Source organism: Pseudomonas sp. S30, assembly GCF_016518545.1.
Lineage (GTDB): Bacteria > Pseudomonadota > Gammaproteobacteria > Pseudomonadales > Pseudomonadaceae > Aquipseudomonas.
Map to the genome: position 1 here is coordinate 63668 of NZ_JACVTO010000023.1, position 26157 is coordinate 89824.

Annotated in this window: 27 protein-coding genes; 9 read left to right on the forward strand and 18 right to left on the reverse strand. The window is 65.6% G+C overall.

The genetic code is table 11. The annotated features are described in order from the left end of the window. Positions 1 to 5 precede the first annotated feature (5 nt). On the forward strand, positions 6 to 1523 hold the full coding sequence (gene lnt, locus IAE34_RS21180; protein ID WP_200140905.1) for an apolipoprotein N-acyltransferase: 1518 nt from the start codon (positions 6 to 8) through the stop codon (positions 1521 to 1523). A gap of 66 nt (positions 1524 to 1589) precedes the next feature. On the opposite strand, the gene IAE34_RS21185 is transcribed toward lnt, so the two are convergent. Both IAE34_RS21185 and IAE34_RS21190 read right to left on the reverse strand, forming a co-directional pair. After that, positions 1590 to 2351, reverse strand: a complete 762-nt coding sequence (locus IAE34_RS21185) for a YdcF family protein (protein ID WP_200140906.1) — start codon at positions 2349 to 2351, stop codon at positions 1590 to 1592. 99 nt (positions 2352 to 2450) lie between these two features. Further along, positions 2451 to 2765: a hypothetical protein gene (locus IAE34_RS21190; protein WP_200140907.1), complete on the reverse strand. Its 315-nt coding sequence runs from the start codon at positions 2763 to 2765 to the stop codon at positions 2451 to 2453. A 237-nt stretch (positions 2766 to 3002) separates the two neighbouring features. Here IAE34_RS21190 and leuS point away from each other — a divergent pair, with 237 nt between their 5' ends. From leuS to IAE34_RS21215, 5 genes are all read left to right on the forward strand, one after another. After that, on the forward strand, positions 3003 to 5609 hold the full coding sequence (gene leuS, locus IAE34_RS21195) for a leucine--tRNA ligase (RefSeq protein WP_200140908.1): 2607 nt from the start codon (positions 3003 to 3005) through the stop codon (positions 5607 to 5609). Positions 5610 to 5667: 58 nt separating this feature from the next. Then, positions 5668 to 6273, forward strand: coding sequence for an LPS-assembly lipoprotein LptE (locus IAE34_RS21200; RefSeq protein ID WP_200140909.1), 606 nt, complete (start codon positions 5668 to 5670; stop codon positions 6271 to 6273). Positions 6274 to 6308: 35 nt separating this feature from the next. Further along, complete coding sequence (holA, locus tag IAE34_RS21205) at positions 6309 to 7346, forward strand: DNA polymerase III subunit delta (RefSeq protein WP_200140910.1); 1038 nt, start codon at positions 6309 to 6311, stop codon at positions 7344 to 7346. Between the two features lie 97 nt (positions 7347 to 7443). Further along, complete coding sequence (gene arfA, locus IAE34_RS21210) at positions 7444 to 7608, forward strand: alternative ribosome rescue factor ArfA (RefSeq protein ID WP_200140911.1); 165 nt, start codon at positions 7444 to 7446, stop codon at positions 7606 to 7608. Positions 7609 to 7662: 54 nt separating this feature from the next. After that, entirely contained in the window at positions 7663 to 8973 is a 1311-nt protein-coding gene (locus IAE34_RS21215; RefSeq protein WP_200140912.1) for a lytic murein transglycosylase, read from the forward strand. Between the two features lie 84 nt (positions 8974 to 9057). Here the strand turns inward: IAE34_RS21215 and IAE34_RS21220 are convergent, their stop codons facing one another. The 13 genes from IAE34_RS21220 to IAE34_RS21280 all read right to left on the reverse strand — a co-directional run bounded on the left by IAE34_RS21220 (position 9058) and on the right by IAE34_RS21280 (position 21483). Then, positions 9058 to 10002, reverse strand: a complete 945-nt coding sequence (locus IAE34_RS21220; protein WP_200140913.1) for a S66 peptidase family protein — start codon at positions 10000 to 10002, stop codon at positions 9058 to 9060. A gap of 104 nt (positions 10003 to 10106) precedes the next feature. Next, complete coding sequence (gene lipA, locus IAE34_RS21225) at positions 10107 to 11123, reverse strand: lipoyl synthase (RefSeq protein WP_233631281.1); 1017 nt, start codon at positions 11121 to 11123, stop codon at positions 10107 to 10109. A 2-nt stretch (positions 11124 to 11125) separates the two neighbouring features. Next, positions 11126 to 11773: a lipoyl(octanoyl) transferase LipB gene (gene lipB, locus IAE34_RS21230; protein WP_200140914.1), complete on the reverse strand. Its 648-nt coding sequence runs from the start codon at positions 11771 to 11773 to the stop codon at positions 11126 to 11128. Continuing rightward, a complete protein-coding gene (locus tag IAE34_RS21235) occupies positions 11773 to 12048 on the reverse strand; it encodes a DUF493 domain-containing protein (protein WP_200140915.1) in 276 nt (91 codons plus the stop codon). Before IAE34_RS21235 ends, lipB begins: the two co-directional genes overlap by 1 nt. Before the next feature lie 75 nt (positions 12049 to 12123). Beyond that, entirely contained in the window at positions 12124 to 13284 is a 1161-nt protein-coding gene (locus tag IAE34_RS21240) for a D-alanyl-D-alanine carboxypeptidase family protein (protein WP_200140916.1), read from the reverse strand. Between the two features lie 241 nt (positions 13285 to 13525). Beyond that, a complete protein-coding gene (locus tag IAE34_RS21245) occupies positions 13526 to 14530 on the reverse strand; it encodes a septal ring lytic transglycosylase RlpA family protein (protein ID WP_200140917.1) in 1005 nt (334 codons plus the stop codon). Continuing rightward, positions 14530 to 15540, reverse strand: a complete 1011-nt coding sequence (mltB, locus tag IAE34_RS21250; protein WP_200140918.1) for a lytic murein transglycosylase B — start codon at positions 15538 to 15540, stop codon at positions 14530 to 14532. The genes IAE34_RS21245 and mltB overlap by 1 nt, the downstream gene beginning before the upstream one ends. A 17-nt stretch (positions 15541 to 15557) precedes the next feature. Beyond that, positions 15558 to 16661, reverse strand: a complete 1104-nt coding sequence (gene rodA, locus IAE34_RS21255) for a rod shape-determining protein RodA (protein WP_200140934.1) — start codon at positions 16659 to 16661, stop codon at positions 15558 to 15560. A 38-nt stretch (positions 16662 to 16699) separates the two neighbouring features. Further along, positions 16700 to 18595 (reverse strand): penicillin-binding protein 2, encoded by a 1896-nt coding sequence (mrdA, locus tag IAE34_RS21260; RefSeq protein WP_200140919.1) that lies wholly within the window; start codon positions 18593 to 18595, stop codon positions 16700 to 16702. Between the two features lie 17 nt (positions 18596 to 18612). Beyond that, positions 18613 to 19080 (reverse strand): 23S rRNA (pseudouridine(1915)-N(3))-methyltransferase RlmH, encoded by a 468-nt coding sequence (rlmH, locus tag IAE34_RS21265; RefSeq protein ID WP_200140920.1) that lies wholly within the window; start codon positions 19078 to 19080, stop codon positions 18613 to 18615. Positions 19081 to 19089: 9 nt separating this feature from the next. Next, positions 19090 to 19512, reverse strand: coding sequence for a ribosome silencing factor (gene rsfS / locus IAE34_RS21270; protein WP_200140921.1), 423 nt, complete (start codon positions 19510 to 19512; stop codon positions 19090 to 19092). 44 nt (positions 19513 to 19556) lie between these two features. Next, positions 19557 to 20216 carry a nicotinate-nucleotide adenylyltransferase gene (gene nadD, locus IAE34_RS21275; protein ID WP_200140922.1) on the reverse strand — a complete coding sequence of 220 codons (660 nt, stop codon included), beginning with the start codon at positions 20214 to 20216 and terminating at the stop codon, positions 19557 to 19559. 1 nt (position 20217) lies between these two features. After that, on the reverse strand, positions 20218 to 21483 hold the full coding sequence (locus IAE34_RS21280) for a glutamate-5-semialdehyde dehydrogenase (protein ID WP_200140923.1): 1266 nt from the start codon (positions 21481 to 21483) through the stop codon (positions 20218 to 20220). 309 nt (positions 21484 to 21792) lie between these two features. Here IAE34_RS21280 and IAE34_RS21285 point away from each other — a divergent pair, with 309 nt between their 5' ends. Together IAE34_RS21285 and IAE34_RS21290 are read left to right on the forward strand one after the other, a co-directional pair. Further along, positions 21793 to 22485, forward strand: coding sequence for a DNA-3-methyladenine glycosylase (locus IAE34_RS21285; RefSeq protein WP_200140924.1), 693 nt, complete (start codon positions 21793 to 21795; stop codon positions 22483 to 22485). Positions 22486 to 22488: 3 nt separating this feature from the next. After that, complete coding sequence (locus tag IAE34_RS21290; protein ID WP_200140925.1) at positions 22489 to 23805, forward strand: bifunctional DedA family/phosphatase PAP2 family protein; 1317 nt, start codon at positions 22489 to 22491, stop codon at positions 23803 to 23805. 6 nt (positions 23806 to 23811) lie between these two features. Here the strand turns inward: IAE34_RS21290 and IAE34_RS21295 are convergent, their stop codons facing one another. From IAE34_RS21295 to IAE34_RS21305, 3 genes are read right to left on the reverse strand one after another with little or no spacing between them, the layout of a single operon-like run. Next, positions 23812 to 24402 (reverse strand): LON peptidase substrate-binding domain-containing protein, encoded by a 591-nt coding sequence (locus IAE34_RS21295; protein WP_200140926.1) that lies wholly within the window; start codon positions 24400 to 24402, stop codon positions 23812 to 23814. A gap of 9 nt (positions 24403 to 24411) precedes the next feature. Next, positions 24412 to 25128, reverse strand: a complete 717-nt coding sequence (locus IAE34_RS21300) for an LrgB family protein (protein ID WP_200140927.1) — start codon at positions 25126 to 25128, stop codon at positions 24412 to 24414. Beyond that, positions 25125 to 25487: a CidA/LrgA family protein gene (locus IAE34_RS21305; protein WP_200140928.1), complete on the reverse strand. Its 363-nt coding sequence runs from the start codon at positions 25485 to 25487 to the stop codon at positions 25125 to 25127. Before IAE34_RS21305 ends, IAE34_RS21300 begins: the two co-directional genes overlap by 4 nt. Before the next feature lie 156 nt (positions 25488 to 25643). Between IAE34_RS21305 and IAE34_RS21310 the strand changes: the two genes are divergently transcribed. Further along, complete coding sequence (locus IAE34_RS21310) at positions 25644 to 26099, forward strand: MaoC family dehydratase (protein ID WP_200140929.1); 456 nt, start codon at positions 25644 to 25646, stop codon at positions 26097 to 26099. The last annotated feature ends 58 nt before the right edge of the window (positions 26100 to 26157 follow it).

Here is a 26157-nt window from a genome sequence, read left to right on the forward strand (position 1 = left end):
CGACCATGCGCTGGATCACCCGTCCCGGCTGGCCCGGTAACCTGCTGGCCGTGGCGGCCGGCGCCTCCACTTCCCTGGCCCTGGCGCCGTTCGACGTGTGGCCGGTCGCCCTGCTGGCGATCGTGCTGTTCTACCTCGGCCTGCGCGAGCTGAGCCCGCGCCAGGCCCTGGGCCGCGGCTGGTGCTACGGTTTCGGCCTGTATGGCGCCGGCACCAGCTGGATCTACGTCAGCATCAACACCTACGGTGGCGCTTCGCCGCTGCTGGCCACCCTGCTGCTGGTGGCGTTCTTCGCCGCCATCGCCTGGTTCTTCGCCCTGCCCGCCTGGCTCTGGGCGCGCTGGTTGCGGCGCAACGAAGCGCCGCTGGCCGACGCGCTGTGCTTCGCCGCCCTGTGGCTGCTGCAAGAGGCTTTCCGTGGCTGGTTCCTCACCGGCTTTCCCTGGCTCTATGCCGGCTACAGCCAGCTCGATGGGCCGCTGGCCGGTCTCGCCCCCCTGGGCGGCGTGTGGCTCATTTCCTTCGCCCTGGCGCTGTCGGCCGCCCTGCTGTGCAACCTGCATCGCCTGAGGGCACGCCCCTCGTTCCTGGCCACGGCTGTGGTGCTGCTCATCGCACCCTGGGTGCTCGGCCTCGCCCTCAAGGGCCACGCCTGGACCCGCCCCGCCGGCGACCCGCTGAAGGTCGCAGCGGTGCAAGGCAACGTCGAGCAGGAAGTGAAGTGGGACCCGGCGCACGTCAACGCGCAACTGGCGCTGTACCGGGACATGACCCTGCGCTCGCAGCCGGTGGACATCGTGGTGTGGCCGGAAACGGCAGTGCCGGTGCTCAAGGATCAGGCCCAGGGCTACATCGACATGATGGGCAGCTTCGCCGCCGACCGACACGCCGCATTGATCACCGGCGTACCGGTGCGCGAAATGGTTCACCAGCAACGTCGCTACTTCAATGGCATCACGGTTGCCGGCGAAGGCGATGGCACCTACCTCAAGCAGAAGCTGGTGCCTTTCGGCGAATATGTGCCGTTGCAGGACATGCTGCGCGGGGCGATCGAGTTCTTCAACCTGCCGATGTCCGACTTCGCCCGAGGCCCTGACGACCAGCCGCTGCTCCAGGCCAAGGGTTACCAGGTGGCGCCGTTCATCTGCTACGAAGTGGTCTATCCGGAATTCGCCGCAGGCCTTGCCGCGCGCAGCGACCTGCTGCTGACCATCAGCAACGACACCTGGTTCGGCACCTCGATCGGCCCGTTGCAGCACCTGCAGATGGCGCAGATGCGCGCCCTCGAGGCCGGGCGCTGGATGATCAGGGCCACCAACAATGGCGTCACCGCGCTGATCGACCCCTTCGGCAGGATCACCACGCAGATTCCGCAATTCCAGCAGGCGATTCTGTATGGCGACGTGGTTCCGATGCAGCAGCTCACGCCCTACCTGCAATGGCGCTCCTGGCCGCTGGGGATTCTCTGCGTACTGCTGATGGGCTGGGCGCTGCTGGCCGGGCGCATGGCAAAGACCGCTTGAACGCCGGCGCAGCGTTCGCCACGGGTGAATCTGCTCGACCGGAGCGGATTCACCCAGCCTCCCCCATCAGTAGAACAACCGGTATCCCACCAACCCCACCGCTTCGTTCAACAGCACGCCGTTCTGCCACACGGCCCGACTCTCCGGTATCAGCCCGGCGAACGGGCGGGCATGGTCCACACCGAGCAAGCCCACCGGCGCAGGAACCACCTCGAGCCCCACCCGTTCGAAACTCCAGCGCGAACGCTGCATGTGCCAGGACTGAGTCACCAGCACCACGCGATGGATGCCCTGCTTGCGCAGCAGCTCGGCACTCAACTTGGCATTCTCCCAGGTAGTGAGGCTGGCCTCTTCGCGCCAGGTGGTCGTCACGCCGAAATCCAGCTGCAGGCGCTGGGCCATCAGCGATGCTTCGCTGGGCGGCGAACCGTAGTGCAAGCCGCCGCTGGTCAATACCGGCAGGCCCGACGCCTTGGCCAACTGAGCGGCATAGCGCAGTCGTTCCAATGCAGGGGCACTGGGCTGATCCTCGCCGCCCCACGCGGGATCGCCACGGTCGCGACCCGCACCTAGCACCACGATGGCATCGGCGCGCTGAGCCAGCTGGGTCCAGACCTCGGGCGCCAGCGCCGGCTCGGTCTCCAGTAGCCTGGCAGCTTCCTGCACCACCAGCGGCAGGCTCATCAGCCAGAGTCCGGCGAAGCCGAGGCCGAAGCACGCCGTCGCCAGTCGCGGGCGCCGGCGGCGCAGCCACCAGCCGGCCGCAAGCAGCAGCAGGAAAAGCCCTGGCGGCATCAACCACTGTTTGAGAAAGAATCGAATCGGCATGCGCACCTCCGGCAAGGCGGGCAGCCTATAAGCAACGACGCCGGGCAACAAGTGCCGGCGTCGTGGGCTCAGGTGGTCAGATCATCGTAAAGAGGCTCGCTAGCGAGCCCCGTGTTTCATGACGCTGGAAGTGGCGGCAGGGCGCTGGCGGTTCTTCAACCAAACGATCTTGCCAGCTCCGCTGGCCACTTGGGCAACGCTGCCGGGCCCGCCGACGCGGCGCGTGGGCAGGCGGTCCAGGTAGGCCTTGAGTACCCGGAACTCCGCTGGGCTAAGGTCACGCAACTCCAGTTCGGCAGGCATTTCATCGCGCAGGCCGGCGGATGTCCTCGCCGCTTCCAGCGCCAGGCCCAATCGGTCGATCAGGCGTTCGTAGAGCTCGGGCTTGCTTGCGGTTAACTGCGAATCTCCCATCGTTCACCTCATTGCAGGTCAGAATGTCCTACCCCAACGATCAGCTTAGCGGCACTGGGCGATGCAGCGCTGCGCCGCGACAAACGGAACGTGCCCGGCCAATCGTATTCAGCGTTTCCCAGGACGCGCGACGCTCATGTATGCTAGGCCGTTCACTCTAACCGCCAGCGGAGTGCCGGACGCAGCGAGGTTGCGCTGCCTGGAAACAAGGTCTCCCCTCTCTCAGCAAAAGTAGCCATGCACGAACAATACCAGCCCCGTGATGTAGAAGCCGCCGCCCAGACCTTCTGGGACGAGCAACAATCGTTCGCTGTGACCGAACAGCCAGGCCAGGACACCTACTACTGCCTGTCGATGTTCCCGTACCCGAGCGGCAAGCTACACATGGGTCACGTGCGCAACTACACCATCGGCGACGTCATCGCCCGCTACCAGCGCATGCTGGGCAAGAACGTCCTGCAGCCGATGGGCTGGGACGCCTTCGGCATGCCGGCGGAAAACGCCGCGATGAAGAACAACGTCGCGCCCGCCAAGTGGACCTACGAGAACATCGACTACATGAAGACCCAGCTCAAGAGCCTGGGTCTGGCCATCGACTGGTCCCGCGAGGTCACCACCTGCAAGCCGGACTACTACCGCTGGGAACAGTGGCTGTTCACCCGCCTGTTCCAGAAAGGCGTGATCTATCGCAAGAACGGCACGGTCAACTGGGACCCGGCCGACCAGACCGTGCTGGCCAACGAGCAGGTCATCGACGGCCGCGGCTGGCGTTCCGGCGCGCTGATCGAGAAGCGCGAAATCCCGATGTACTACTTCCGCATCACCGACTACGCCGACGAGCTGCTGGAAAGCCTCGACGAGTTGCCGGGCTGGCCTGAGCAGGTCAAGACCATGCAGCGCAACTGGATCGGCAAGTCGCGCGGCATGGAAGTGCAGTTCCCCTACGACCAGGCGAGCATCGGCCAGGCCGGCGCGCTGAAGGTCTTCACCACCCGCCCCGACACGCTGATGGGCGCCACCTATGTCGCCGTCGCCGCCGAGCATCCGCTGGCCACCCAGGCCGCGCAGGGCAACCCGGCGCTGCAGGCATTCATCGATGAATGCAAGAGCGGCAGCGTGGCCGAAGCCGACATGGCCACCCAGGAAAAGAAGGGCATGGCCACTTCCCTGCGGGTCGAACACCCGCTGACCGGCGAGAAGCTGCCGGTGTGGGTCGCCAACTATGTGCTCATGCACTACGGCGATGGCGCCGTCATGGCGGTGCCGGCCCATGACGAGCGCGATTTCGAATTCGCCCGCAAGTACGGCTTGCCGGTCAAGGCCGTGGTACGCACCCGCGTCGGCGACGAAGTCGGCGCCGAATGGGACGCCGCCTACGGCGAGCATGGCCAGCTGATCAACTCCGGTGAATTCGACGGCCTGGACTTCGCCGGCGCCTTCGACGCCATCGAAGCGGCCCTGCTGCGCAAGGACCTGGGCAAGTCGCGCACCCAGTTCCGCCTGCGCGACTGGGGCATCAGCCGCCAGCGCTACTGGGGCTGCCCGATCCCGATCATCCACTGCCCGTCGTGCGGCGACGTGCCGGTGCCGGAAGACCAGTTGCCGGTGCGCCTGCCCGAAGACGTGGTGCCCGACGGCGCCGGCTCGCCCCTGGCGCGCATGCCCGAGTTCTACGAGTGCACCTGCCCCACCTGCGGCAGCCCGGCCAAGCGCGAAACCGACACTATGGACACCTTCGTCGAGTCCTCCTGGTATTTCGCCCGCTACGCCTCGCCGCACTACGAGTCGGGCCTGGTCGATCCGAAAGCGGCCAACCACTGGCTGCCGGTGGATCAGTACATCGGCGGCATCGAGCACGCGATCCTGCACCTGCTGTACGCCCGCTTCTTCCACAAGCTGATGCGCGACGAGGGCCTGGTCACCTCCAACGAGCCGTTCAAGAACCTGCTGACCCAGGGCATGGTCATCGCCGACACCTACTACCGCGTGGCCAGCAACGGCGGCAAGGACTGGTTCAACCCTGCCGATGTCGAGGTCGAGCGCGATGCCAAGGCCAAGATCGTCGGTGCGCGCCTGAAGAGCGACGGCCTGCCCGTGGAAATCGGCGGGACCGAGAAGATGTCCAAGTCCAAGAACAACGGCGTCGACCCGCAGGCCATGATCGACGCCTACGGCGCCGACACTTGCCGCCTGTTCATGATGTTCGCCTCGCCGCCGGACATGAGCCTGGAGTGGTCCGACTCGGGCGTCGAAGGCGCCAGTCGCTTCCTGCGCCGGGTCTGGCGTCTGGCCCAGGGGCATGTGGCCCAGGGCCTGCCAGGCCAGCTCGACACCGCGGCCCTGGACGATGCACAGAAGGTCATCCGCCGCGCCATCCACGCCGCGATCAAGCAGGCGGGTAACGACGTGGGCCAGTTCCACAAGTTCAACACCGCCATCGCCCAGGTGATGACCCTGATGAACGTCCTGGAAAAAGCTCCGCAGGCCAGCGCCCAGGACCGTACCCTGCTGCACGAAGGCCTCGAGGCGGTCACGCTGCTGCTGGCGCCGATCACCCCGCACCTGTGCCATGCCCTGTGGCAGGCGCTGGGTCACGACCAACCCGTGATCGACGCCGCCTGGCCGGAGGTGGACGAAGCCGCGCTGGTGCAAGACAGCCTCACCCTGGTGGTGCAGGTCAACGGCAAGCTGCGCGGGCAGGTCGAGATGCCGGCCAGCGCCAGCCGCGAAGACATCGAACAGGCCGCCCGCAACAACGAGAATGTCCTGCGCTTCATCGATGGCCTGACCATCCGCAAGGTCATCGTCGTGCCGGGCAAGCTGGTCAACATCGTCGCCAACTGATGGCAACGCCCGCCCTGGCGACAGGGCGGGCGGTACAGGCCCACAAGGGAGCAACACCATGATCAAACGCAATCTGCTGGTTATTGGCCTGGCCGCGACGCTGGGCGCCTGCGGTTTCCAGCTGCGCGGTACCGGCACCAACGAGCTGGCCTTCAAGGAACTGGACCTGTCTGCGCGCAACGCTTACGGCGATACCGTCAAGCAGCTGCGCCAGTCGCTGCAGAACAGCGGTATCACGGTCTCCGCCGCCGCACCCTACAAGCTGGTGCTCACCAACGAGCAGGAGTCCCAGCGGGCCGCGACCTACAACGGTGGCAGCCGCTCGGCCGAATACGAACTCACCACCGTGCTCAACTATGCCGTACAGGGCCGTAACGACGCCGTGCTGCTGGAAGACAAGGTGGAAGTGCGCAAGGACTACGTCTACGACGGCAACAACATCTCCGGCTCGGCTCAGGAGTCGGTGCAGATCCGCAAGGAACTGCGCCGCGAACTGGTCCAGAGCATGATGGTCCGTCTGCAACAACTCACCCCTGCACAACTGGCGGACCTGCAGCACAAAGCCGACGAGCGTGCCCGCGCCGAAGCCGAAGCACTGCGTGAAGCGCAGCGCGTGCAGGACAATACGCCCCAGCAATCGCCGATGGAAGTTCCGGCCAACTGAGCCAGCAGGGGCACCCCGGTGCCCCTTTCCCGCCCATGAAGCTATCTGCTGCCCAACTCAACAAGCACCTGCAAGGTGGCCTCGCGCCGGTCTACGTAGTCAGCGGCGACGACCCGCTGCTGTGCCAGGAAGCGGCCGATGCCATCCGCAGCGCCGCTCGCCAGCAGGGCTTCGATGAGCGCCAGGTGTTCAGCGCCGACGCCAATTTCGACTGGGGCAGCCTGCTGCAGGCTGGCGCCAGCCTTTCGCTGTTCGCCCAGCGCCGCCTGCTCGAACTGCGCTTGCCCTCGGGCAAGCCGGGCGACAAGGGCGCAGCGGCACTGATCGAATACTGCGCACGGCCCGCCGAAGACACGCTGTTGCTGATCAGCCTGCCCAAGCTCGACGGCAGCGCCCAGAAAACCAAGTGGGGCAAGGCGCTGGTCGAGGGCTCACAGTGTCAGTTCATTCAGATCTGGCCGGTCGACGCTCAGCAACTGCCGCAGTGGATCAACCAGCGACTGTCCCAGGCCGGTCTGTCGGCACAGCGCGACGCCCTCGACCTGATCGCCACTCGCGTGGAAGGAAATCTGCTCGCCGCCGCCCAGGAAATCGAAAAGCTCAAGCTACTGGCCGACGGCAAGCAGATAACCGTCGAAACGGTGCAGGCCGCGGTGGCCGACAGCGCACGTTTCGATGTGTTCGGGCTGGTCGATGCGATCCTCAACGGCGAAGCGGTGCATGCTCTGCGCATGCTCGAAGGGTTGCGCGGCGAAGGGGTGGAGCCACCCGTGATTCTCTGGGCACTGGCGCGGGAATTGCGGCTGCTGGCGAGCCTCGCCCAGCAATTCAGCCAGGGCGTGCCCCTGGACAAGGCCTTCAGCCAGGCCAGGCCGCCGGTATGGGACAAGCGCCGGCCTCTGGTGAGCAAGGCCTTGCAGCGCCTGTCGGCGCAGCGCTGGACCCAGCTGTTGCAGGATGCACAGCGTATCGACGCGCAGATCAAGGGCCAGGCCGACGGCTCGCCATGGACCAGCCTGACGCGCCTCACGCTGCTGATGGCCGGCCAGCGGATCCACCTGCCTCCCTTGTGATCGCGCGCGGTCCACGGGCCATAAACACATTCAATTGGCCCAGGTGCGCAATGGTCTTTACAGTGCGCCGCGAAAGCCACCCCATCGGGAATCCGCCATGAGCAAGAAGCCGAAGAAGCACGGCCCGAACAAGGCCAAGTCGATCGTCGCCCAACCGCTGTTCCGTTGCCGACAGGAACGACCGGACAAGGGCAAGGGCAGCTACCGCCGCGAAGCCTTCCAATCACGAGATTGGGAGGCTTCTTGCTTTCTGGCCGCCTGAAAAAGCCGCAGTCATGATATGGTCGGCACTTGAACTGCAAACCTGGATCTGTGCATGTCCTTCAGTCTTTCCCAGCGCTGGCAACCCCGCCAGCTGATCGCCGCGTCCAGCTTCATCCTGCTCGTCGCCTGTGCGGAAAAACCCACTGCCGCCGATGCCCTGCCCCTCACGCCAGCCCAGCCCACGCCCACTGTCAGCCTGCCGACCCAGGTGCCGGACACCTCGGGCGATATCCAGCCTTTGCAGACCTTCGCCCAATGGCAAGCGAGTTTCCGTGAGCAGGCCCTGCAAGCCGGTATCACCGCCGCGACATTCGACCGGGCGTTTCTCGGGGTCACCCCCGATATGGATGTGATCAAGGCCGACCGCAGCCAACCAGAGTTCAGCCGACCGGTGTGGGAATACCTGGACGGCGCCCTGTCGCCGCTGCGGGTACGCAACGGCAAGCGACTGCTGGAGCAGAACGCCGAGCTGCTGGAGCGTATCGAACAGCGCTATGGCGTCGACCGGCAGGTACTGGTGGCGGTCTGGGGCATGGAGAGCAACTTCGGCCAGTTCCAGGGCAACAAGTCGGTGATCCGCTCGCTGGCCACCCTGGCCTACGAGGGGCGCCGTCCGACCTTCGCCCAGGACCAGTTGATCGCCGCCTTGCAGATCCTGCAGAACGGCGACATCCAGCCCGAAGCCATGCGCGGCTCGTGGGCAGGCGCCATGGGCCAGACCCAGTTCATCCCCACCACCTACAATACCCACGCCGTGGACTTCGACGGCGACGGTCGCCGGGACATCTGGAACAGCACACCCGATGCCCTGGCCTCCACTGCGCACTATCTGCAAAGCTCGGGCTGGAAACGCGGACAGCCGTGGGGCTTCGAGGTCCAGGTGCCAGCCGGCTTCGACTACTGGCTGGCCGATGGCGCGCAACGCAAGCCCGTCAGCGAGTGGCTGGGCCTGGGCGTGAAGCTGCCAACCGGCACGCAATTGCCCGCTGGCAGCAACCAGCTGCCGGCCGCCCTGTTGCTGCCAGCAGGCGCTCGGGGTCCGGCGTTCCTGGTACTGGACAACTTCCGGGCCATTCTGAAGTACAACAATTCCTCGTCCTACGCCCTGGCGGTGAGCCTGCTGGGCGATCGCTTCTCCGGCTGGGGCTTCATCGCCGGGGCCTGGCCCAAGGACGATCTGCCGCTGAGTCGCAGCGAGCGCGTCGAGCTGCAGAACCTGCTCAATGGTCGCGGATACGACGCCGGCAATGCCGACGGAATCATAGGCGCCAACACGCGCAAGGCGATTCGCACCGCGCAGCAGAGCCTGGGCTGGCCGGCCGACGGCTACGCAACGCACAAGCTGCTGGAGAGTCTGCGCTAGCCGTACCGACTCCCGGCAGCTCCAGGCAGGAGCGGCGGCTCGCCGATGCTTAGAAATCGGTCGGCGGGCCGCTTGTGGACGGGCTCAGGCGGTGCCAGCGAACAACGACTGCACGAGCACCACCCGCCGTGCATCGGCATCCAGCTGCACGCGCGCGCCCAGCGGCAAGCAGACGTTGGGATCGCTGTGACCGCTGCGCCAGCCGGCCAGGACGGGCACGTTCAACGGGCCGAAAATATCCCGCAGCAGCGGCTGCAGCGCGCCCACGGTGATGCCGGCGAAGTCTCCAGCCAGTACCCCTCTCACCCCTTCCAGCTTGCCTGCCAGACGCAGTTGGGTCAGCAGACGGTCCACCCGATACAGCGGTTCATTGACGTCCTCGATGAACAGAATGCTGTCGTGGGAATCGATTTCCGCTGGCGTGTCCAGGGTGGCCCCCAGCATCGACAGATTGCCGCCAACCAGACGACCGCTGGCCCTGCCCCCTGATACGGTGGTCAAGGCAAAGCCTGCCGGGTGCTCGATGGCATCGCCTGGCCCGCGCTCACCGTGCAACTGCCCGAGCAGCGAACCGACGGTGGGCTCGAGTTTGTGGCCCAGCAGATCGGCGTTGAGCATGCCGCCGTGGAAGGTGACGAAGCCTGCATGACGCGCGATGGCCGTGTGCAGCGCGGTGATGTCGCTGTAACCGATCAGCGGTTTGGGATGCCGACCGATCAGCGCGAAGTCCAGCCGGTCGAGCAGGCGCATGCTGCCATAGCCGCCACGCATGCACAGGATGGCGTCGATTTCGGGATCGGCGAACGCCTCCTGCAGATCCCGTGCGCGCTGCTGGTCACTGCCGGCCAGGTAGCCGTCCGACTGCAAGGCTCCCGGGTAGATTCGGCAGCCATAGCCGCGGCTTTCGAACCAGGCCGTGGCCTTTTGCGTATCCAGCCGCGCCGGCCCCGCTGGCGCGACGATGGCGAACCGCGCGCCCTTGTCCAATGCCTTGGGCAACATCGCTGCGAGGGTGTCACTGGGTTGCATGAGCCATCTCCATTACGCTTGAAGCCGGCAGCATGCCATGCGCCGCGCAAAAAAATACCGATACTGCTTCCCAGCGAGTATCGGCATGTGTGCAACGCTGGCGGTCAGAGCTTGATCCTGGCCTCGTGCGCCTGCTGGTCGGCGTGGTAGGAGGAACGCACCAGCGGCCCGGAGGCCACGTTCTTGAAGCCCATCCGATAGCCCTCTTCGGCGAACCAGGCGAAGGTATCAGGGTGCACGAAGCGCTGCACCGGCAAGTGGCTGCGCGACGGTTGCAGGTACTGGCCGAGGGTCAGCATATCGATCTCGTGCTCGCGCATGCGCTTCATCACTTCGATCACTTCCTCGTCGGTCTCGCCCAGGCCGAGCATCAAGCCGGATTTGGTCGGCACGTGGGGGACCAGCTTCTTGAATTTCTGCAGCAGGTCCAGCGACCAGTCGTAGTCCGAGCCGGGACGCGCCGCCTTGTACAGGCGTGGCACGGTTTCCAGGTTGTGGTTGAACACATCGGGTGGCGTCTGCGCGGTGATCTCCAGCGCCACGTCCATGCGACCACGGTAATCCGGGACCAGGGTTTCGAGCTGTACGCCCGGCGACAGCGCGCGGATCTCGCGGATGCAGTCGGCGAAATGCTGGGCGCCGCCGTCGCGCAGGTCGTCGCGGTCGACCGAGGTGATCACCACGTACTTCAGGCGCAGGTCGGCGATGGCCACGGCCAGGTTTTTCGGCTCGTCCACATCCAGCGGCTTCGGACGACCGTGACCGACGTCGCAGAACGGGCAACGACGGGTGCAGATGTCACCCATGATCATGAAGGTAGCCGTGCCACCGGAGAAGCACTCGCCCAGGTTCGGGCAAGAAGCCTCTTCGCACACGCTGTGCAACTTGTGCTTGCGCAGCAGCTGCTTGATACGGTCGACCTCGGGCGATACCGGAATGCGCACGCGGATCCAGTCGGGCTTTTTCGGCAGCTCGTCGGTGGGGATGATCTTCACCGGGATACGGGCGACCTTCTCGGCGCCCCGCAGCTTGACGCCGGCTTCGACCTTCTTCGGCGCAGGGCGGGGCGTGACGTCTTGCGTCGGGATCAGGTTCGGCACGGCTTCTTGCACAGTTGTCATATTCAGTCGATTCCGCCCGTCAGGGTCGTCTGCTCAGCGTAGTCGAGGTGCCTGACCAGCTGTTCGCGCAGCCTTGTCCTGACCTCGTCGAGTTCGATCGGGCCTGTGTGGTCGCGCAGCTGGGTCATGGCCAGCCCCGCGTACCCGCAGGGGTTGATGCGGCGAAACGGCGACAGGTCCATGTCGACGTTCAGGGCCAGGCCGTGAAACGCACAACCGTTACGGATGCGCAGGCCCAGCGAAGCGATCTTGGCGCCATCCACGTACACACCCGGCGCATCGGGCTTGGCGGCGGCCTGGACACCATAGCTGGCCAGCAGGGCCACCAGGCTGTTTTCCAGACGACTGACCAGCTCGCGAACGCCGATACCGAGGCGACGTACGTCCAGCAGCACGTAGGCCACCAGCTGCCCCGGACCATGATAGGTCACCTGGCCGCCCCGTTCGGTCTGCACCACCGGGATGTCACCGGTCAGCATCAGGTGCTCGGGCTTGCCTGCCTGGCCCTGGGTGAACACCGGCAGGTGCTCGACCAGCCAGACTTCGTCGGGCGCATCGGCCGAACGTCGCCCGGTGAAGCGGCGCATGGCCTCCAGCACCGGTTCGTACGGTTGCAGGCCAAGCTCGCGAAAGCCCAGGCACGCGGGCATCACAGTACCATTTTCACGATGCCGGTGGCACGCAGGGCGCTGTTGATGTCCTGCAACTGGTCCTCGCTGGTGGCGACGATGTGCAGTTGCACGGTGGTGTACTTGCCTTCCTTGCTCTGGCGCTCGGCCAGGGTGCTCATGTCCACCTCGGCATACTTCTTGAGGATCTCGATGACGGTGTCGCTGAAACCGACACCGGTATCGCCGATCACCTTGATCGGATAGTCCTCGCAGGGAAATTCGATTTTGTGCGACTTGACGTCAGCATCGCTCATGGCGGATACGCCCTCGTAAGGCGTGGCAACAACGATGCCCCCGGGCGCGCGCTCGGGGGCATGGCAGGTCACGGATCAGTTGAACAAACCGTAGAAGAACAGGCGGATGCTATCCCACATACGACGGAAGAAACCACCTTCCTCGACGCCGTCGAGGGCGATAAGGTCGGCGGTGTGCACCACTTTGTCGTCCAGCTTGACTTCCACCTTGCCGATCACTTCGCCCTTGGCGATGGGCGCGGTCAGCTGCGGGTTCATGGTCATCGACGCTTGCAGGCGCTTGAGCTGGCCCTTGGGCATGGTCATGGTCAGGTCATTGGCCAGGCCAGCCTTCACCTGACCAGTGGCGCCCTTCCAGACCGGCGCCTGGCTCAATTCCACACCCTTCTGGTAGAAGGTCTGGGTTTCGAAGAAGCGGAAGCCGTAGGTCAGCAGCTTCTGGGTTTCGGCAGCGCGGGACTGCTCGCTGTTGGTGCCGAACACCACGGCGATCAGACGCTGACCGTCACGTACGGCGGAAGCCACCATGCAGTAGCCGGCCTCTTCGGTGTGACCGGTCTTCAGGCCGTCGACTGTCTTGTCGCGCCACAGCAGCAGGTTGCGGTTGGGCTGCTTGATGTTGTTCCAGAAGAACTCTTTCTGCGAGTAGATGGCGTAGTGCGCCGGGTCCTCGTTGATGATCGCCCGCGCGAGCAAGGCCATGTCGTGCGCCGAGGAATAGTGCTCGGGGTTCGGCAGGCCGGTGGGGTTCATGAAGTGCGAGTTGGACATGCCCAGGTCGGCAGCGGTCTTGTTCATCATGTCGGCGAAGGCGTCTTCGCTGCCGGCGATGTGCTCGGACAGGGCGACCGAGGCATCGTTGCCCGACTGGATGATGATGCCGTGCAGCAGATCGCTGACGGTCACCTGGGTACCGACCTTGATGAACATGCGCGAGCCGCCGGTGCGCCAGGCGTTCTCGCTGACGGTCACCGGATCGTTCTCGCCGATCTGCCCGCGACGGATGTCCAGGGTCGCGATGTAGGCGGTCATCAGCTTGGTCAGGCTGGCCGGTGGCAGACGTTCGTCACCATTGTTTTCCACCAGCACGTTGCCGCTGGAGGCGTCCATCAGCACGTAGGATTTGGCGGCCAGTTGCGGAGGCGCCGGCATCATCTGCTCGGCTGCGAACGCAGCGGGCATGATCATCAGCAGTACGGGCAGGCAAAGGCGTTTGGCAAGGTTGGTGATGTTCATCCGTCTCTCGTAGATCGCTAATGGTCTGATGTTCCGCAGGGCTCCCGCGGCATTTCAGTGTGAATCGGGGCTGTCGCCCAGCCCTGCCCCACGGGGCAAAACGGCCATTGTACATGGCATGCCTGGGCAATTCATGAACAAGCTGCAACTCGTGCGCCGCAAGCTGCCGGTGGCAGCAGCGGGTCCGGCCCCGCGCCTCCGGCATCTTGCAGCATACGGGTTGCAGCCTGGCTCACGCAGCTCAGTCCGTGACCACCTTGGCCTGGCCAAGGTTCGCCAGGCGGATGCTGTCCTGGGCCTGCTGGATCTCGCCCGCGCTGGTGATCGGCCCCAGGCGCACGCGGTGCAGGGTCTGCTGGTTGCGCACGATGGAGCTGATGAACACCGGTGCGCTGACCATGGTGCTGAGCTTGGCACGCAGCAGTTCGGCGGCGTCCGGGTTGGCGAAGGCGCCGACCTGCAGGAAGCTGCCGCCGCGGTTGCCAGGTACATTGTTGCCCCCGACCTGCACGGGCACCACGGGGGCGGCGTGCTGCTGCGGCGGCGGTGTCCACTGTTCGACCCGACCGGTGCTGACCGGCACCGGCTGGGCCTGGGCCACCTGCGGCTCCTTGAGCACCAGCGGCGGACGCTGGCCTTTCTGCGCCCACCACTGCTGCGGGTCGATGCCCTCCACACGTACGTGGGCGGTACCGGTCTCGGCATAGCCGAGCTTCTTCGCGGCGGCGTAGGACAGGTCGATGATGCGGTCGGAATAGAACGGCCCACGGTCATTGACCCGCAGGATCACGCTGCGGCCATTGGCCAGGTTGGTCACCCGCACGTAGGCGGGCAGCGGCAGAGTCTTGTGCGCCGCACTCATGCCATAGAGGTCGTACAGCTCGCCGTTGGCGGTGTTCTGCCCGTGGAACTTGGTGCCGTACCAGGACGCCGTGCCCTCGGCGCGGTAGTTGCTCGCGTCCTGCATCGGGTAGTAGGTCTTGCCCAGCACGGTATAGGGGTTGGCCTTGTAGGCGCCGGTGTGCAGGGTCGGGGTGGCGTCGGGGATCTTGTTGACGTCCACGTCCCACCACGGCGCACCGTCCTTGTGGGCCCGGTTGATGTCCAGGCCCGGCTGCGCACGGACCACGTTACCGCCGCCGGACTTGACAGGGGTCGGCCGGCTGGACGAGCAACTCACCAGCAGCACGCCCAGGGCGGCGCAGCCGAGCAACTTGAGCGTATGGGTTTTGAACAGTTCGCGCATTACTTGACGCCCTTCGCCTGGAGCAGCTGTTGCGACAGCTGATGCACCGCCATGGCATACATCACGCTGCGGTTGTAACGCGTGATCGCGTAGAAATTCTTCAGGCCCATCCAGTATTCCGGGCCTTGGTCGCCTTCGAGCCTGAAGGCCGTGACCGGCAGATCGTCGCGCAGCGCATCATGACTCGACCAGCCCAGCGCCTGCAACTGGCCGACCGTACTGGCCGGCTCGATGCCCTGGGTCAAACCTTCGTCGACCCGAGGGCCGTCGACCTCGGCCCGGCTGACCACCGGCTCGCCTGTGACCCAGCCATGACGCTTGAAGTAACTGGCCACGCTGCCGATGGCGTCGTCTGGATCGGTCCAGATGTTGATATGGCCGTCGCCGTCGAAATCCACCGCGTAGTTGCGAAAACTGCTCGGCATGAACTGCGGCAGTCCCATGGCACCGGCATAGGAACCCTTGAGCGTGAGCGGGTCGAGCTGCTGCTCGCGGGCCAGCAGCAGGAATTCACGCAACTCCTTGCGGAAGAAATCAGCCCGCGGCGGATAGTCGAAGCCCAGGGTGGACAGCGCGTCGATGACCCGATAGTTACCGGTATTGCGCCCGAAGAAGGTCTCCACGCCGATGATCGCCACGATGTACTGGGCCGGCACGCCGTATTGCTGCTCGGCACGCGTCAGGGCTGCCTCGTGCTGGCGCCAGAAGTCCACGCCACGCGCGATGCGCGCATCGGTGATGAACATCGGCCGGTAGTCTTTCCACGGCTTGACCCGCTCGGCCGGACGCGAGATCGCATCTAGGATCGCCTGCTTGCGCTGCACCTCATGGAACACGGCCATCAACTGCTCGCTGGCGAACCCATAGTCGCGGCTCATTTGACCGACGAACTCGGCCACCTGAGGCGAGCCGTCGTAATCGCCGGCATCGGCGTGCTGGACAGCGCCGAGCAGCCCCACCGCGCCGATCCACGGCATACAACGGGCCGCCCAACTACGCACTGCTTGCATGAAATTGTTCACCTTATTCAAACCTGCGCGATCCATTTACGGTGCGTATGGATCGACATCAGAACGCCAAACGCTGACAGCAGCGTCACCAACGAAGTTCCGCCATAGCTGATGAAGGGCAAGGGCACCCCCACCACGGGCAACAGACCGCTCACCATACCGATATTGACGAATACGTAAACGAAGAAGGTCATCGTCAGGCTGCCGGCCAGCAGTTTGCCGAACAGCGTCTGCGCCTGCGCGGTGATGACCAGTCCGCGACCGATCAGCAGCATGTAGATGATCAGCAGCAGGCAGATGCCGACCAAGCCGAATTCCTCGCCGAGCACGGCGATGATGAAGTCGGTATGGCTTTCCGGAAGGAAGTCCAGGTGCGACTGGGTGCCCAGCAACCAGCCCTTGCCGAACACGCCGCCCGAGCCGATGGCGGCCTTGGACTGGATGATGTTCCAGCCGGTACCCAGCGGATCGCTCTCCGGGTCGAGGAATGTCAGGACCCTCTGTTTCTGGTAGTCGTGCATGACGAAGAACCACATGGCCACTGCCACCGGCACCGCCGCGGCTACCACGCTGATGATCCAGCGCCAGCGCAACCCGCCCATGAACAGCACGAAGGCGCCGGAGGCGAGGATCAGCAGCGCGGTGCCCAGGTCCGGTTGGCGCACGATGAGAATGAACGGCATGCCGATCAGCAACAGGCTGATCGCCACGTGCTTGAGGTGCGGCGGCAGGGTGCGCTTGGACAGGTACCAGGCGATGGTCGCCGGCATGATGATCTTGAGAAATTCCGAGGGCTGGAAGCGAATCACCCCGGGGATGTTGATCCAGCGCGTGGCGCCCATGGCGTTGTGGCCCATCACGTCCACCACCACCAGCAGCAGCACCCCGACCACGTAGGCCACGGGCACCCAGCGCGCCATGAAGCGCGGTTCCAGCTGGGCGATGACGAACATCGAGACCAGGCCGATGCCGAACGAAGTGGCCTGCTTCATCAGCAGGTCCCAGTTCTTGCCGCTGGCCGAATACAGGACGAAGAGGCTGCCGGCGGCCAGGGTCAGCAGGATCAGCAGCAGCGGACCGTCGACATGGATGCGCTGCAGGAAGCTGGCGCGACGGCGCATCACGTCTTCACTGGAGAGCATGCGATCGAAATTGTTCTTCACGGGGCCGTTTCCTGAGCGACGGTGGCGGTGGCAGGGCCGAACTCGGGCTTGAGCTGGCCATTCTCGTCGAGCAACCAGGCATCCATGACCTGGCGCACCACGGGCGCTGCGACTCCAGAGCCGGACTCGCCATTCTCGACCATCACCGCCACCACGATCTTCGGCGCCTCGGCTGGGGCGAAGGCAACGAACAGCGCGTGGTCGCGGTGACGCTCCTGGAGCTTGTTGCGGTCGTACTTCTCCCCCTGCTTGATCGCCACCACCTGCGCGGTGCCGCTCTTGCCGGCGATGCGATAGGGCGAGCCGAGCGCCGCCTTGCGCGCGGTACCGCGGGCCCCGTGCATCACCTGCTCCATGCCGTGGGTGACCCGTGCCCAGTCATTGCCATCACGCAGCAGGATGTCGGCCATCGGATTCTCGTCCACCGGTGGCTGGCCTTCGATGGTCTTGGCCAGGTGCGGCCGATTCCACTTGCCCTTGTTGGCGATCAGCGCCGTGGCCTGGGCCAGTTGCAGGGGTGTGGCCTGCATGTAGCCCTGGCCGATACCGAGAATCAGCGTTTCGCCGGGGAACCAGGCCTGGCGCCGGGTAGCGCGTTTCCATTCGCGCGAAGGCATCAGCCCCGGGGACTCCTCGAACATGTCCAGTGAGACCTTCTGGCCGATGCCGAACTTGTTCAGGTAGGCCGACAGGCGATCGATGCCCATCTTGTGCGCCAGTTCATAGAAATACGTGTCGTTGGAACGCATGATCGCCACGTCCAGATCCACCCAGCCGTCGCCGCTGCGGTTCCAGTTACGGTACTTATGGTCGTAGTTGGGCAGTTGGTAGTAGCCTGGGTCGAACACCCGCGAGCTGGCATTGACCACGCCGCTGTCCAGCCCGGCGATGGCCACCGCCGGCTTGATGGTCGAGCCGGGCGGATATAGCCCGCGCAACACGCGGTTGAACAGCGGGCGATCGATCGAATCGCGCAGCTCGGCGTAGGCCTTGAAACTGATGCCGGTGACGAACAGGTTCGGATCGAAGCTGGGCTGGCTGACCATGGCCAGTACCTCGCCCGTGCGCGGTTCGAGGGCCACGATGGCGCCGCGGCGGCCACCCAGGGCCTGCTCGGCGGCTTCCTGCAACTTGATGTCCAGGCTCAGGACGATGTCCTTGCCAGGCTTGGGGTCGGTGCGCTTGAGCACCCTCAGCACACGGCCGCGCGCGTTGGTCTCGACTTCCTCGTAGCCCACCTGGCCATGCAGCTGGTCTTCGTAGAAGCGCTCCACGCCGGTCTTGCCGATATGGTGGGTGCCGCTGTAGTTCACCGGGTCGAGGGTCTTGAGTTCCTTCTCGTTGATCCGCCCCACGTAGCCCACCGAATGGGCGAAGTGCGCCCCTTGCGGGTAGTGGCGGACCAGTTGCGCGACCACCTCCACCCCCGGCAGGCGGAACTGATTGACCGCCACCCGGGCGATCTGGTCTTCGCTGAGTTCGAACAGGATGGGCACCGGCTCGAACGGTCGACGCCCCTGCTTCATGCGCTTCTCGAACAGGGCACGGTCATCCTCGGTCAGCGCCAGCACCTCGATGATGGTGTCGAGTACCTCCTGCCAGTTGCCAGCGCGCTCGCGCGTCATGCTTAGGCTGAAGCTGGGCCGGTTGTCGGCAACTATTACCCCGTTGCGGTCGAAGATCAGCCCGCGGGTGGGCGGGATCGGCTGCACGTGCACCCGGTTGTTCTCCGACAGCGTGGAGTGGTAGTCGTACTGGATGATCTGCAGGTAGTACAGGCGCGCGATGAGCACGGCAACCAGCAGCACGGTGGCCACCGCACCGACCACGACGCGGTTGCGCACCAGGCGTGCGTCTTTCTCGTGGTCCTTGAGGCGGATCTGCTGCGGCATCGGACGGGCTTACGCGATCATTTGTGGTAGGGGTGCCCGGACAGCACGGTCCAGGCGCGGTAGATCTGTTCGCCGATGAGGATACGCACCAGCGGATGCGGCAGGGTCAAGGGCGACAGCGACCAGCGCTGCTCGGCACGGGCACAGACCTCCGGCGCCAGCCCTTCCGGACCACCCACCATCAGGTTGACCGTACGCGAATCCAGCCGCCAGCGGTCCAGTTCGACCGCCAACTGCTCGGTGCTCCACGGCTTGCCGTGCACCTCGAGGGTGACGACACGCTCGCCCGGCTGCACCTTGGCCAGCATCGCCTCGCCCTCCTGACGGATCAGGCGGGCAACGTCGGCGTTCTTGCCGCGGGTGTTCAGCGCGATCTCCACCAGTTCCAGCGACAGCTCCTGGGGCAGGCGCTTGGCGTACTCGTGCCAGCCTTCCTCGACCCACTTGGGCATGCGCGAACCGACCGCGATCAGGCGCAGACGCATGGCGCCTCCTTATTCCCGATCCTTGAGCTTGTCGGTGAAGTAGTCGCTGGTGTTTTCCGGGCTGTGGTGCTTGGCGTCAGCGGCGCGGCTCTGCTCGGCGCCCAGCCACAGGCGCTCCAGGTCATAGAACTGGCGAGCGGCGGCCGTCATCATGTGGACGATGACGTCGTTGAGGTCCAGCAGCACCCAGTCGCTGTCGCCCTTGCCTTCCTCGCCCAGAGGCTGGGCGCCCTTGGCCTTGACCGCCTCGCGGACCTTTTCCAGCATGGCGTTGATCTGCCGGTTGGAGGTACCGGTGGCGATGATCATGTAGTCGGTGAGGCTGTGCTTGTCGCGCACGTCGATGACCTGAATGTCCTGGGCCTTGACGTCTTCCAGCGCGGCCTTGGTCAGTTCGACCAGTTCTTCGCCATTGATTTTCTGCTTGGTCATATAAAACTCGTTCAACTCGTTGAATGGGGTGCCCTGCGGCCCCCTCAGTGGGACGCACGGTACAGACCGTGCGCCTCGATATAGGCCAGTACGGCGTCCGGCACCAGAAACCGAACCGACTTGCCGCTGGCCAGCAGCTGTCGGATCTGCGTGGCGGACACCGCGAGCGGGGTCTGCCAGACGAACGAAATGTTACCCGCCGGGCCGGACATGGCGGTGGGATCGCTCTGCGAGCGCGCAGCCAGCAGGTTGCGCAGCTCGTCGGGGGGTTCCACGTCGGCATCCGGGCGTTGCAGCACCAGGATGTGACAGTGTTGCAGGAGTTCTTCCCAGCGGTGCCAGCCGGGCAGGCCGCAGAACGCGTCCCAGCCCAGTACCAGGTACAGCTGATCCTGCGGCTGGAGCTCGGCGCGGACCGATTCCAGGGTGTCGATGGTGTAGGAGGGTTTGTCCCGCTCCAGCTCACGCGCATCGACGCTCAGCCCCGGTGCGCCCTGCACGGCCTTGCGCACCATGGCCAGACGGTCGGTGGCGGCCACCTGCGGGGTATCGCGGTGTGGCGGACGCGCATTGGGCAGCAGGCGCAGCTCGTCCAGCGCCATGAACTCGGCCACTTCCAGCGCGCTGCGCAGGTGGCCGATGTGCACGGGGTCGAAGGTGCCGCCCAGGATACCGATGCGTCGCACCGCCGTGGCCTCGCTCAACTCAGCACGCCCCGCGCAGCTGACCGTCGCCGATCACCACGTACTTCTCGCAGGTCAGCCCTTCGAGCCCCACGGGGCCGCGGGCATGCAGCTTGTCGGTGGAGATGCCGATCTCGGCGCCCAGGCCGTATTCGAAGCCGTCGGCGAAGCAGGTCGGGGTGTTGAGCATCACCGAGGCCGAGTCGACCTCGGCCATGAAGCGCCGGGCGTTGCCCTGGTGTTCGGTGGCGATGGCATCGGTGTGGTGCGAGCCATAGTGGTTGATGTGCTCGATGGCCGCCGTAAGGTCGTCGACCACGCGGATCGACAGGATCGCGTCGAGGTACTCGGTGTGCCAGTCGTCTTCGCTGGCCGGCGAGGCGGGGATGATCGCGCAGGTGCGTGGGCAGCCGCGCAACTCGACGCCTTTTTCCTCGAAGCGCCGCGCCATCGACGGCAGGAAGGCCTGGGCGACGCTGGCGTCCACCAGCAGGGTTTCCATGGCCCCGCAGATACCGTAGCGGTAGGTCTTGGCGTTGAAGGCGATGCGCTCGGCCTTGGCCAGGTCGGCATGGGCGTCCACGTACACGTGGCAAATGCCGTCCAGGTGCTTGATGACCGGCACCCGTGCGTCGCGGCTGATGCGCTCGATCAACCCGCGCCCGCCCCGCGGCACGATCACGTCGACGAATTCCGGCATGGCGATCAGCGCCCCCACCGCGGCGCGATCGGTAGTCTCGACCACCTGCACCACGGCAGGCGGCAGGCCCGCCTCGGCCAGGCCCTGCTGAATGCAGGTGGCGATGGCACGGTTGGAATGGATGGCCTCGGAGCCGCCGCGCAGGATGGTGGCGTTGCCGGACTTCAGGCACAGGCTGGCCGCATCGATGGTCACGTTCGGACGCGATTCGTAGATGATGCCGATGACGCCCAGGGGCACGCGCATCTTGCCGACCTGAATGCCCGACCGACGGTAGCTCATGTCACGGATGGCCCCCACGGGATCGGCCAGTGCCGCGACCTGGCGCAGGCCGGTGATCATGCCATCGATGCGCGCGGGCGTGAGCGCCAGGCGATCCAGCAGTGCTGCCTCCAGGCCATTGGCGCGACCGGCGGCCAGGTCCTGCTCGTTGGCTGCGCCCAGCGCCTGGCGAGCCGCGTCCAAGGCATCGGCGGCCGCCAGCAGGGCACGATTCTTCTGCGCGGTGCTGGCACGGCCGATCACCCGCGAGGCCTCACGGGCGGCGCGACCCAGGCGGGTCATGTAGTCAGGAACGGACTCGGTCATGGGCTCGATGTCTTGCCAAAGGGGAAATCGGCTGATTATAACTGGCGCGCTCGGGTACGCCCAGCGGCGGGAGGCGGATGGTAGAAGATGACAGGGTAAATGGGTAGGAATCTTGTAACCGGTGGTATCGGTTCGTCAGGGTACCGTGGCGCAGGCCTCATGTAGCGAGGGCTGGGTGCTCGGCACTGGCAGGCTGGCTTGGGAAGCGATTCCCAGTGGCGTCTCGTTCAATCTGTTACAACCTCGTTCAGCACCGATTAAGGCGATCGTTGCTATGATCCCTGGCCTGTGCCCTGACGAACCGCCAGCATGCCCGACCCCGATTACCGCCCAAGCCGCGCCCTGCCCGACAGTTTCTTCGACCGTGACGCCCTGAGCCTCGCCCGCGCACTGCTGGGCAAGGTGATCCGTCACCGCCAGGGCGACCTGTGGCTGGCGGCGCGCATCATCGAGACCGAGGCGTACTGCCTGACCGACAAGGGCAGCCATGCCTCGCTGGGCTACACCGAAAAGCGCAAGGCGCTGTTTCTCGATGGCGGCCATATCTACATGTACTACGCCCGCGGCGGCGACTCGCTGAATTTCAGCGCCCATGGGCCAGGCAACGCGGTGCTGATCAAGTCGGCGTACCCGTGGGTCGATGCGCGCTCCGGTGACGACAGCCTGGCGCGCATGCAACTGAACAACCCCGATGCCAGCGGCAACCTGCGTCCGGCCGAATGCCTGTGCGCCGGCCAGACCCTGCTGTGCCGGGCGCTGGGCCTGAAGGTACCGGAATGGGACGCTCGGCGTTTCGACCCCGAGCGCCTGTACGTCGAAGACTGCGCGCTGCCGGTGCTGCGCATCGTCCAGACCACCCGCCTGGGTATCCCCAGCGGCCGTGACGAGCACCTGCCCTACCGCTTCGTCGACGCCGAGTTCGCCCGCTTCTGCACCCGGAACCCGCTGCGCCGGGGCCAGGTCGAAGGCCGGGACTTCTTCATTCTGGAACAAGGAAACTGATCCATGGGCCAATGGCTCGACAGCCTCACCGCCTGGCTCAGCGGCAATCCGCAGTGGCTGGGCGTGGCGATCTTCCTCATCGCCTGCATCGAATGCCTGGCCATCGCCGGAATCATCGTACCCGGCACCGTGCTGCTGTTCGCCGTGGCGGTGCTGGCCGGCAGTGGCACCTTCGGCCTGGGTGAAACCCTGTTGCTGGGCTTTCTCGGCGGCCTGCTGGGCGACGCGCTGTCGTACGCCATCGGTAAATACTTCCACCAGGGCATCCGCCGACTGCCGGTGCTGCGCCATCACCCCGAGTGGATCGGCAGCGCCGAGACCTACTTCCAGCGCTACGGCACCGCCAGCCTGCTGGTCGGCCGCTTCATAGGCCCGCTGCGGCCGATGTTGCCGATGGTGGCCGGCATGCTCGACATGCCCCTGCCCCGGTTCATCGCCGTCAGCCTGGTGGCCGCGGCGGGATGGTCGGTGGCCTACCTGCTGCCCGGCTGGGCAACGGGCGCGGCGATTCGCCTGCCATTGCCCGAGGGGTTCTGGTTGCAGGCCGGTATCGTCGCGGCGGTCCTCGCGGTGCTGGTAGGGCTGAGCTTCAACAGCAGCGTGCGCGATCAGCGTCATGGCACCCGCCTGATCGCGGGCTTGAGCCTGGTGGCGCTGGCCGCCGTATTCCTGGGCTGGCCGTACATGAAAGCCTTCGACCAGGGCATCATGGCCCTGGTCCAGGAACACCGCAGCCAGGCCCTGGATGGCGCCGTGGTGGTGGTGACCCGACTGGGCGATTTCAAGACCCAGTTCTTCCTCGGCGGCCTGCTCACCGGTCTGCTGTTGCTGCTGCGGCAATGGCGCCATGCAGTCTTCGCCGGTGGCGCGCTGGTGGGCACGGCGTTGTGCAACGGCACGCTGAAGTGGCTGTTCGCCCGTGCGCGGCCGGAAGTGCTGACCGATCCGCTGACCAGCTACAGCATGCCCAGCGGCCATAGCTCGGCTTCGTTCGCCTTCTTCCTGGTGCTGGCGGTGCTGGCCGGACGCGGCCAACCGCCGCGGATGCGCCTGACATGGATACTGCTGGCGGTGCTGCCGGCGCTGTCGATCGCCCTGTCGCGGGTCTATCTGGGCGCTCACTGGCCGACCGACATCCTCGCTGGCGCGCTGCTGGCCTGCTGCGTCACGGCCGCCAGCCTGGCACTGGTGCAGTATCGCCAGCCGCTGACGGCCATGTCGCTCAAGGTATGGTGGCTGGTCCTGCCGGCATGCATCGTCCTGCTGAGCTTCTTCGCCATGCACGCCTTGCCCAAGGCGCTGCTGCGCTATCAGTACTGAGCCGCGTCAGGCGAAGAGCTCGCCCTGCAGCCGCTCCAGCAGCAACTGGATGGTGTCCAGGCGCCGCTGGGGCGAATCCATGGCCAGCAGGTCGAGCTTGTCCTGGTCCACGAATGGCAACAGATAGGCCAACTGGTTGGCCAGCGATTGGCGGCCATCGACCTGGCGCGGCATGTCCAGCGCCTCGACCATGGGGTGCTCGCCCAAGGCCACCAGCAACGCCAGCAGATCGTCGTCCGACTCGCTCAACGGTGTGTCCGGCAGGTCCGCCAACCAGCGCACTTCAGCCGTCAGCAACTGGTCCTTGAGCACCTCGGTGCCTTCGACGCGAAACCGTCGCCCCCCTTCGACGCGAATCCCCAGCAAGCCATTGTCCTGCTGGGCGAAGTCGCGGATCAGCGCCTCGCAGCCGAACGCGGAAACGCCCGCGGGCGCCAGACCGACCTGCTCGCCGTCCTCGATGCACACTACACCGAAGCCGGCGCCCTGCTTCATGCAGCGGCCGATCATGTCCAGATAGCGCGCCTCGAAGATCTGCAAGTCGAGCAGACAACCGGGGAACAGCACGGTATTGAGCGGAAACAACGGCAGACTCATGTGCACTCCTTACGCCACCAGGCTGACCGCCAGCGGCAGCAGCACTGCGGTGGCCACACCCATCAGGCTCATCGCCAACGCCGCGAAGGCGCCGCATTCTTCACTTTCCTGCAAGGCCACCGAAGTGCCCACGGCGTGGGCGGTGATGCCCAGCGACATGCCCCGCGCCTCCGGGCTGTGCACGCCACAGCGGCTGAGCAGCGCCGGCCCGAAGATCGCGCCGATCACCCCGGTGATCAACACGAACACCGCCGCCAGTGCAGCCACGCCGCCGATCTGCTCGGCCACCAGCATGGCGATCGGTGAAGTGACCGACTTGGGCGCCATGGTCATCAGGATCATGTGCTCGGCCCCGAACCACGTCCCCAGCACGAGGCAGGCGAGCGTGGCGAACAGCCCTCCGACTACCAGCGTAGTCAAGATCGGCCAGAACAGTTGGCGGATACGCCGCAGATTCAGATACAGCGGCACGGCCAGCGCCACCGTGGCAGGGCCGAGCAGGGTGTTGAGGATCTCGGTGCCGCGCTTGTACTCGGTGTAGTCGATGCCGCACAGCACCAGTACGGCGATCACCAGCAGCATCGACACCAGCACCGGTTGCAGGAAAATCCAGCGCGTGCGCTCGTAGGCCGCCAGCACCAGCTGGTAGGCCCCCAGGGTCAGGCCGATACCGAACAGCGGATGATGGATGACCGCCTGGGCGGCCCCCTGCCAGTCCAGGCTCATGGCTGCTGCTCGCGTTTGCCGTGGCGGTGGATCAGCTTCTGCATCAGTACCCCGACGAACGCCAGGGTGAGCAGGCACGAGATCACCAGCGCGCCGACGATGGCCCAGAAGTCGGCCGCGATCGCGCGGGCATACACCATAACGCCGACCGCCGGGGGCACCAGCAGCAGGGGCAGGTAGCGCAGCAGACTGCTGGCGGCCTGGTTGAGCGGCTGGCCGACTTCGCCACGGATCATCAGGTAGACCAGCAACAGCAACAGGCCGATGATCGGCCCCGGCAGCACGGGCAGCAGCAGGTGATTGAGCGCCGTGCCCAGCAGCTGGAACAGCACCAGCCAGGTCAGACCACGCAGCAGCATAAGCATCTCCTTGGGCAACGGGCGCCATTATAAGCACGGCCACGCTGAATACGGCGTCATTCGCTTCGCCGCCCGGCCCTTGACCCGCCTCCCTGGCCATGCTGATCTTGCACCTTCGTACCAGGACCGACCTGGACAGACCTCTGGAGTGTCACGATGCCCTATGTACCCGTCACGCAGCTCGCGCAGTACGTCGGCAAGGAACTGGGACGTTCCGCCTGGCTCAAGATCGACCAGTCGCGCATCAACCTGTTCGCCGAGGCCACGGGCGATTTCCAGTTCATCCACGTCGATCCGCAACGCGCGGCGCAGACGCCGTTCGGCTCGACCATCGCCCATGGTTTTCTTACCCTGTCGCTGATGCCCAAGCTGATGGAAGACATCCTCGTCCTGCCCGAAGGGGTGAAGATGGTCATCAACTATGGTCTGGACAGCGTCCGTTTCATCCAGCCGGTGAAGGTCGACAGCCAGGTGCGGCTGAAGGTCGACCTGATCCAGGCGACCGAAAAGAAGCCCGGCCAGTGGCTGCTCAAGGCCACGGCCACCCTCGAGATAGAGGGTCAGGACAAGCCGGCCTACATCGCCGAACCCTTGTCGCTCTGCATGCTCTGACAGTCGTGGGGGGGGGGGGGGGGGGGGGGGGGGGGGGGGGCGGGGGGGGGGGGGGGGG

Excerpts from the sequence above, each read along its gene's own strand:
- rsfS (WP_200140921.1), bottom strand. The coding sequence starts at position 19,512 with ATGACCAAGCAGAAAATCAATGGCGAAGAACTGGTCGAACTGACCAAG.
- IAE34_RS21305 (WP_200140928.1), bottom strand. The coding sequence starts at position 25,487 with ATGCTGCTGCGTGGTCTGACCTGGCTGGTGCTGTTCCAGCTGCTGGGC.
- IAE34_RS21300 (WP_200140927.1), bottom strand. The coding sequence starts at position 25,128 with ATGAGCCTGGACTGGCAGGGGGCCGCCCAGGCGGTCATCCATCATCCG.
- IAE34_RS21280 (WP_200140923.1), bottom strand. The coding sequence starts at position 21,483 with ATGACCGAGTCCGTTCCTGACTACATGACCCGCCTGGGTCGCGCCGCC.
- IAE34_RS21190 (WP_200140907.1), bottom strand. The coding sequence starts at position 2,765 with ATGGGAGATTCGCAGTTAACCGCAAGCAAGCCCGAGCTCTACGAACGC.
- rlmH (WP_200140920.1), bottom strand. The coding sequence starts at position 19,080 with ATGCGTCTGCGCCTGATCGCGGTCGGTTCGCGCATGCCCAAGTGGGTC.
- arfA (WP_200140911.1), top strand. The coding sequence starts at position 7,444 with ATGAGCAAGAAGCCGAAGAAGCACGGCCCGAACAAGGCCAAGTCGATC.
- lipB (WP_200140914.1), bottom strand. The coding sequence starts at position 11,773 with ATGCCCGCGTGCCTGGGCTTTCGCGAGCTTGGCCTGCAACCGTACGAA.
- IAE34_RS21215 (WP_200140912.1), top strand. The coding sequence starts at position 7,663 with ATGTCCTTCAGTCTTTCCCAGCGCTGGCAACCCCGCCAGCTGATCGCC.
- IAE34_RS21310 (WP_200140929.1), top strand. The coding sequence starts at position 25,644 with ATGCCCTATGTACCCGTCACGCAGCTCGCGCAGTACGTCGGCAAGGAA.
- leuS (WP_200140908.1), top strand. The coding sequence starts at position 3,003 with ATGCACGAACAATACCAGCCCCGTGATGTAGAAGCCGCCGCCCAGACC.
- IAE34_RS21295 (WP_200140926.1), bottom strand. The coding sequence starts at position 24,402 with ATGAGTCTGCCGTTGTTTCCGCTCAATACCGTGCTGTTCCCCGGTTGT.
- IAE34_RS21290 (WP_200140925.1), top strand. The coding sequence starts at position 22,489 with ATGGGCCAATGGCTCGACAGCCTCACCGCCTGGCTCAGCGGCAATCCG.
- IAE34_RS21235 (WP_200140915.1), bottom strand. The coding sequence starts at position 12,048 with ATGAGCGATGCTGACGTCAAGTCGCACAAAATCGAATTTCCCTGCGAG.
- IAE34_RS21240 (WP_200140916.1), bottom strand. The coding sequence starts at position 13,284 with ATGAACATCACCAACCTTGCCAAACGCCTTTGCCTGCCCGTACTGCTG.
- mltB (WP_200140918.1), bottom strand. The coding sequence starts at position 15,540 with ATGCAAGCAGTGCGTAGTTGGGCGGCCCGTTGTATGCCGTGGATCGGC.
- IAE34_RS21200 (WP_200140909.1), top strand. The coding sequence starts at position 5,668 with ATGATCAAACGCAATCTGCTGGTTATTGGCCTGGCCGCGACGCTGGGC.
- mrdA (WP_200140919.1), bottom strand. The coding sequence starts at position 18,595 with ATGCCGCAGCAGATCCGCCTCAAGGACCACGAGAAAGACGCACGCCTG.
- IAE34_RS21285 (WP_200140924.1), top strand. The coding sequence starts at position 21,793 with ATGCCCGACCCCGATTACCGCCCAAGCCGCGCCCTGCCCGACAGTTTC.
- IAE34_RS21220 (WP_200140913.1), bottom strand. The coding sequence starts at position 10,002 with ATGCAACCCAGTGACACCCTCGCAGCGATGTTGCCCAAGGCATTGGAC.
- rodA (WP_200140934.1), bottom strand. The coding sequence starts at position 16,661 with ATGCGCCGTCGCGCCAGCTTCCTGCAGCGCATCCATGTCGACGGTCCG.
- holA (WP_200140910.1), top strand. The coding sequence starts at position 6,309 with ATGAAGCTATCTGCTGCCCAACTCAACAAGCACCTGCAAGGTGGCCTC.
- IAE34_RS21245 (WP_200140917.1), bottom strand. The coding sequence starts at position 14,530 with ATGCGCGAACTGTTCAAAACCCATACGCTCAAGTTGCTCGGCTGCGCC.
- IAE34_RS21185 (WP_200140906.1), bottom strand. The coding sequence starts at position 2,351 with ATGCCGATTCGATTCTTTCTCAAACAGTGGTTGATGCCGCCAGGGCTT.
- lnt (WP_200140905.1), top strand. The coding sequence starts at position 6 with ATGCGCTGGATCACCCGTCCCGGCTGGCCCGGTAACCTGCTGGCCGTG.
- lipA (WP_233631281.1), bottom strand. The coding sequence starts at position 11,123 with ATGACAACTGTGCAAGAAGCCGTGCCGAACCTGATCCCGACGCAAGAC.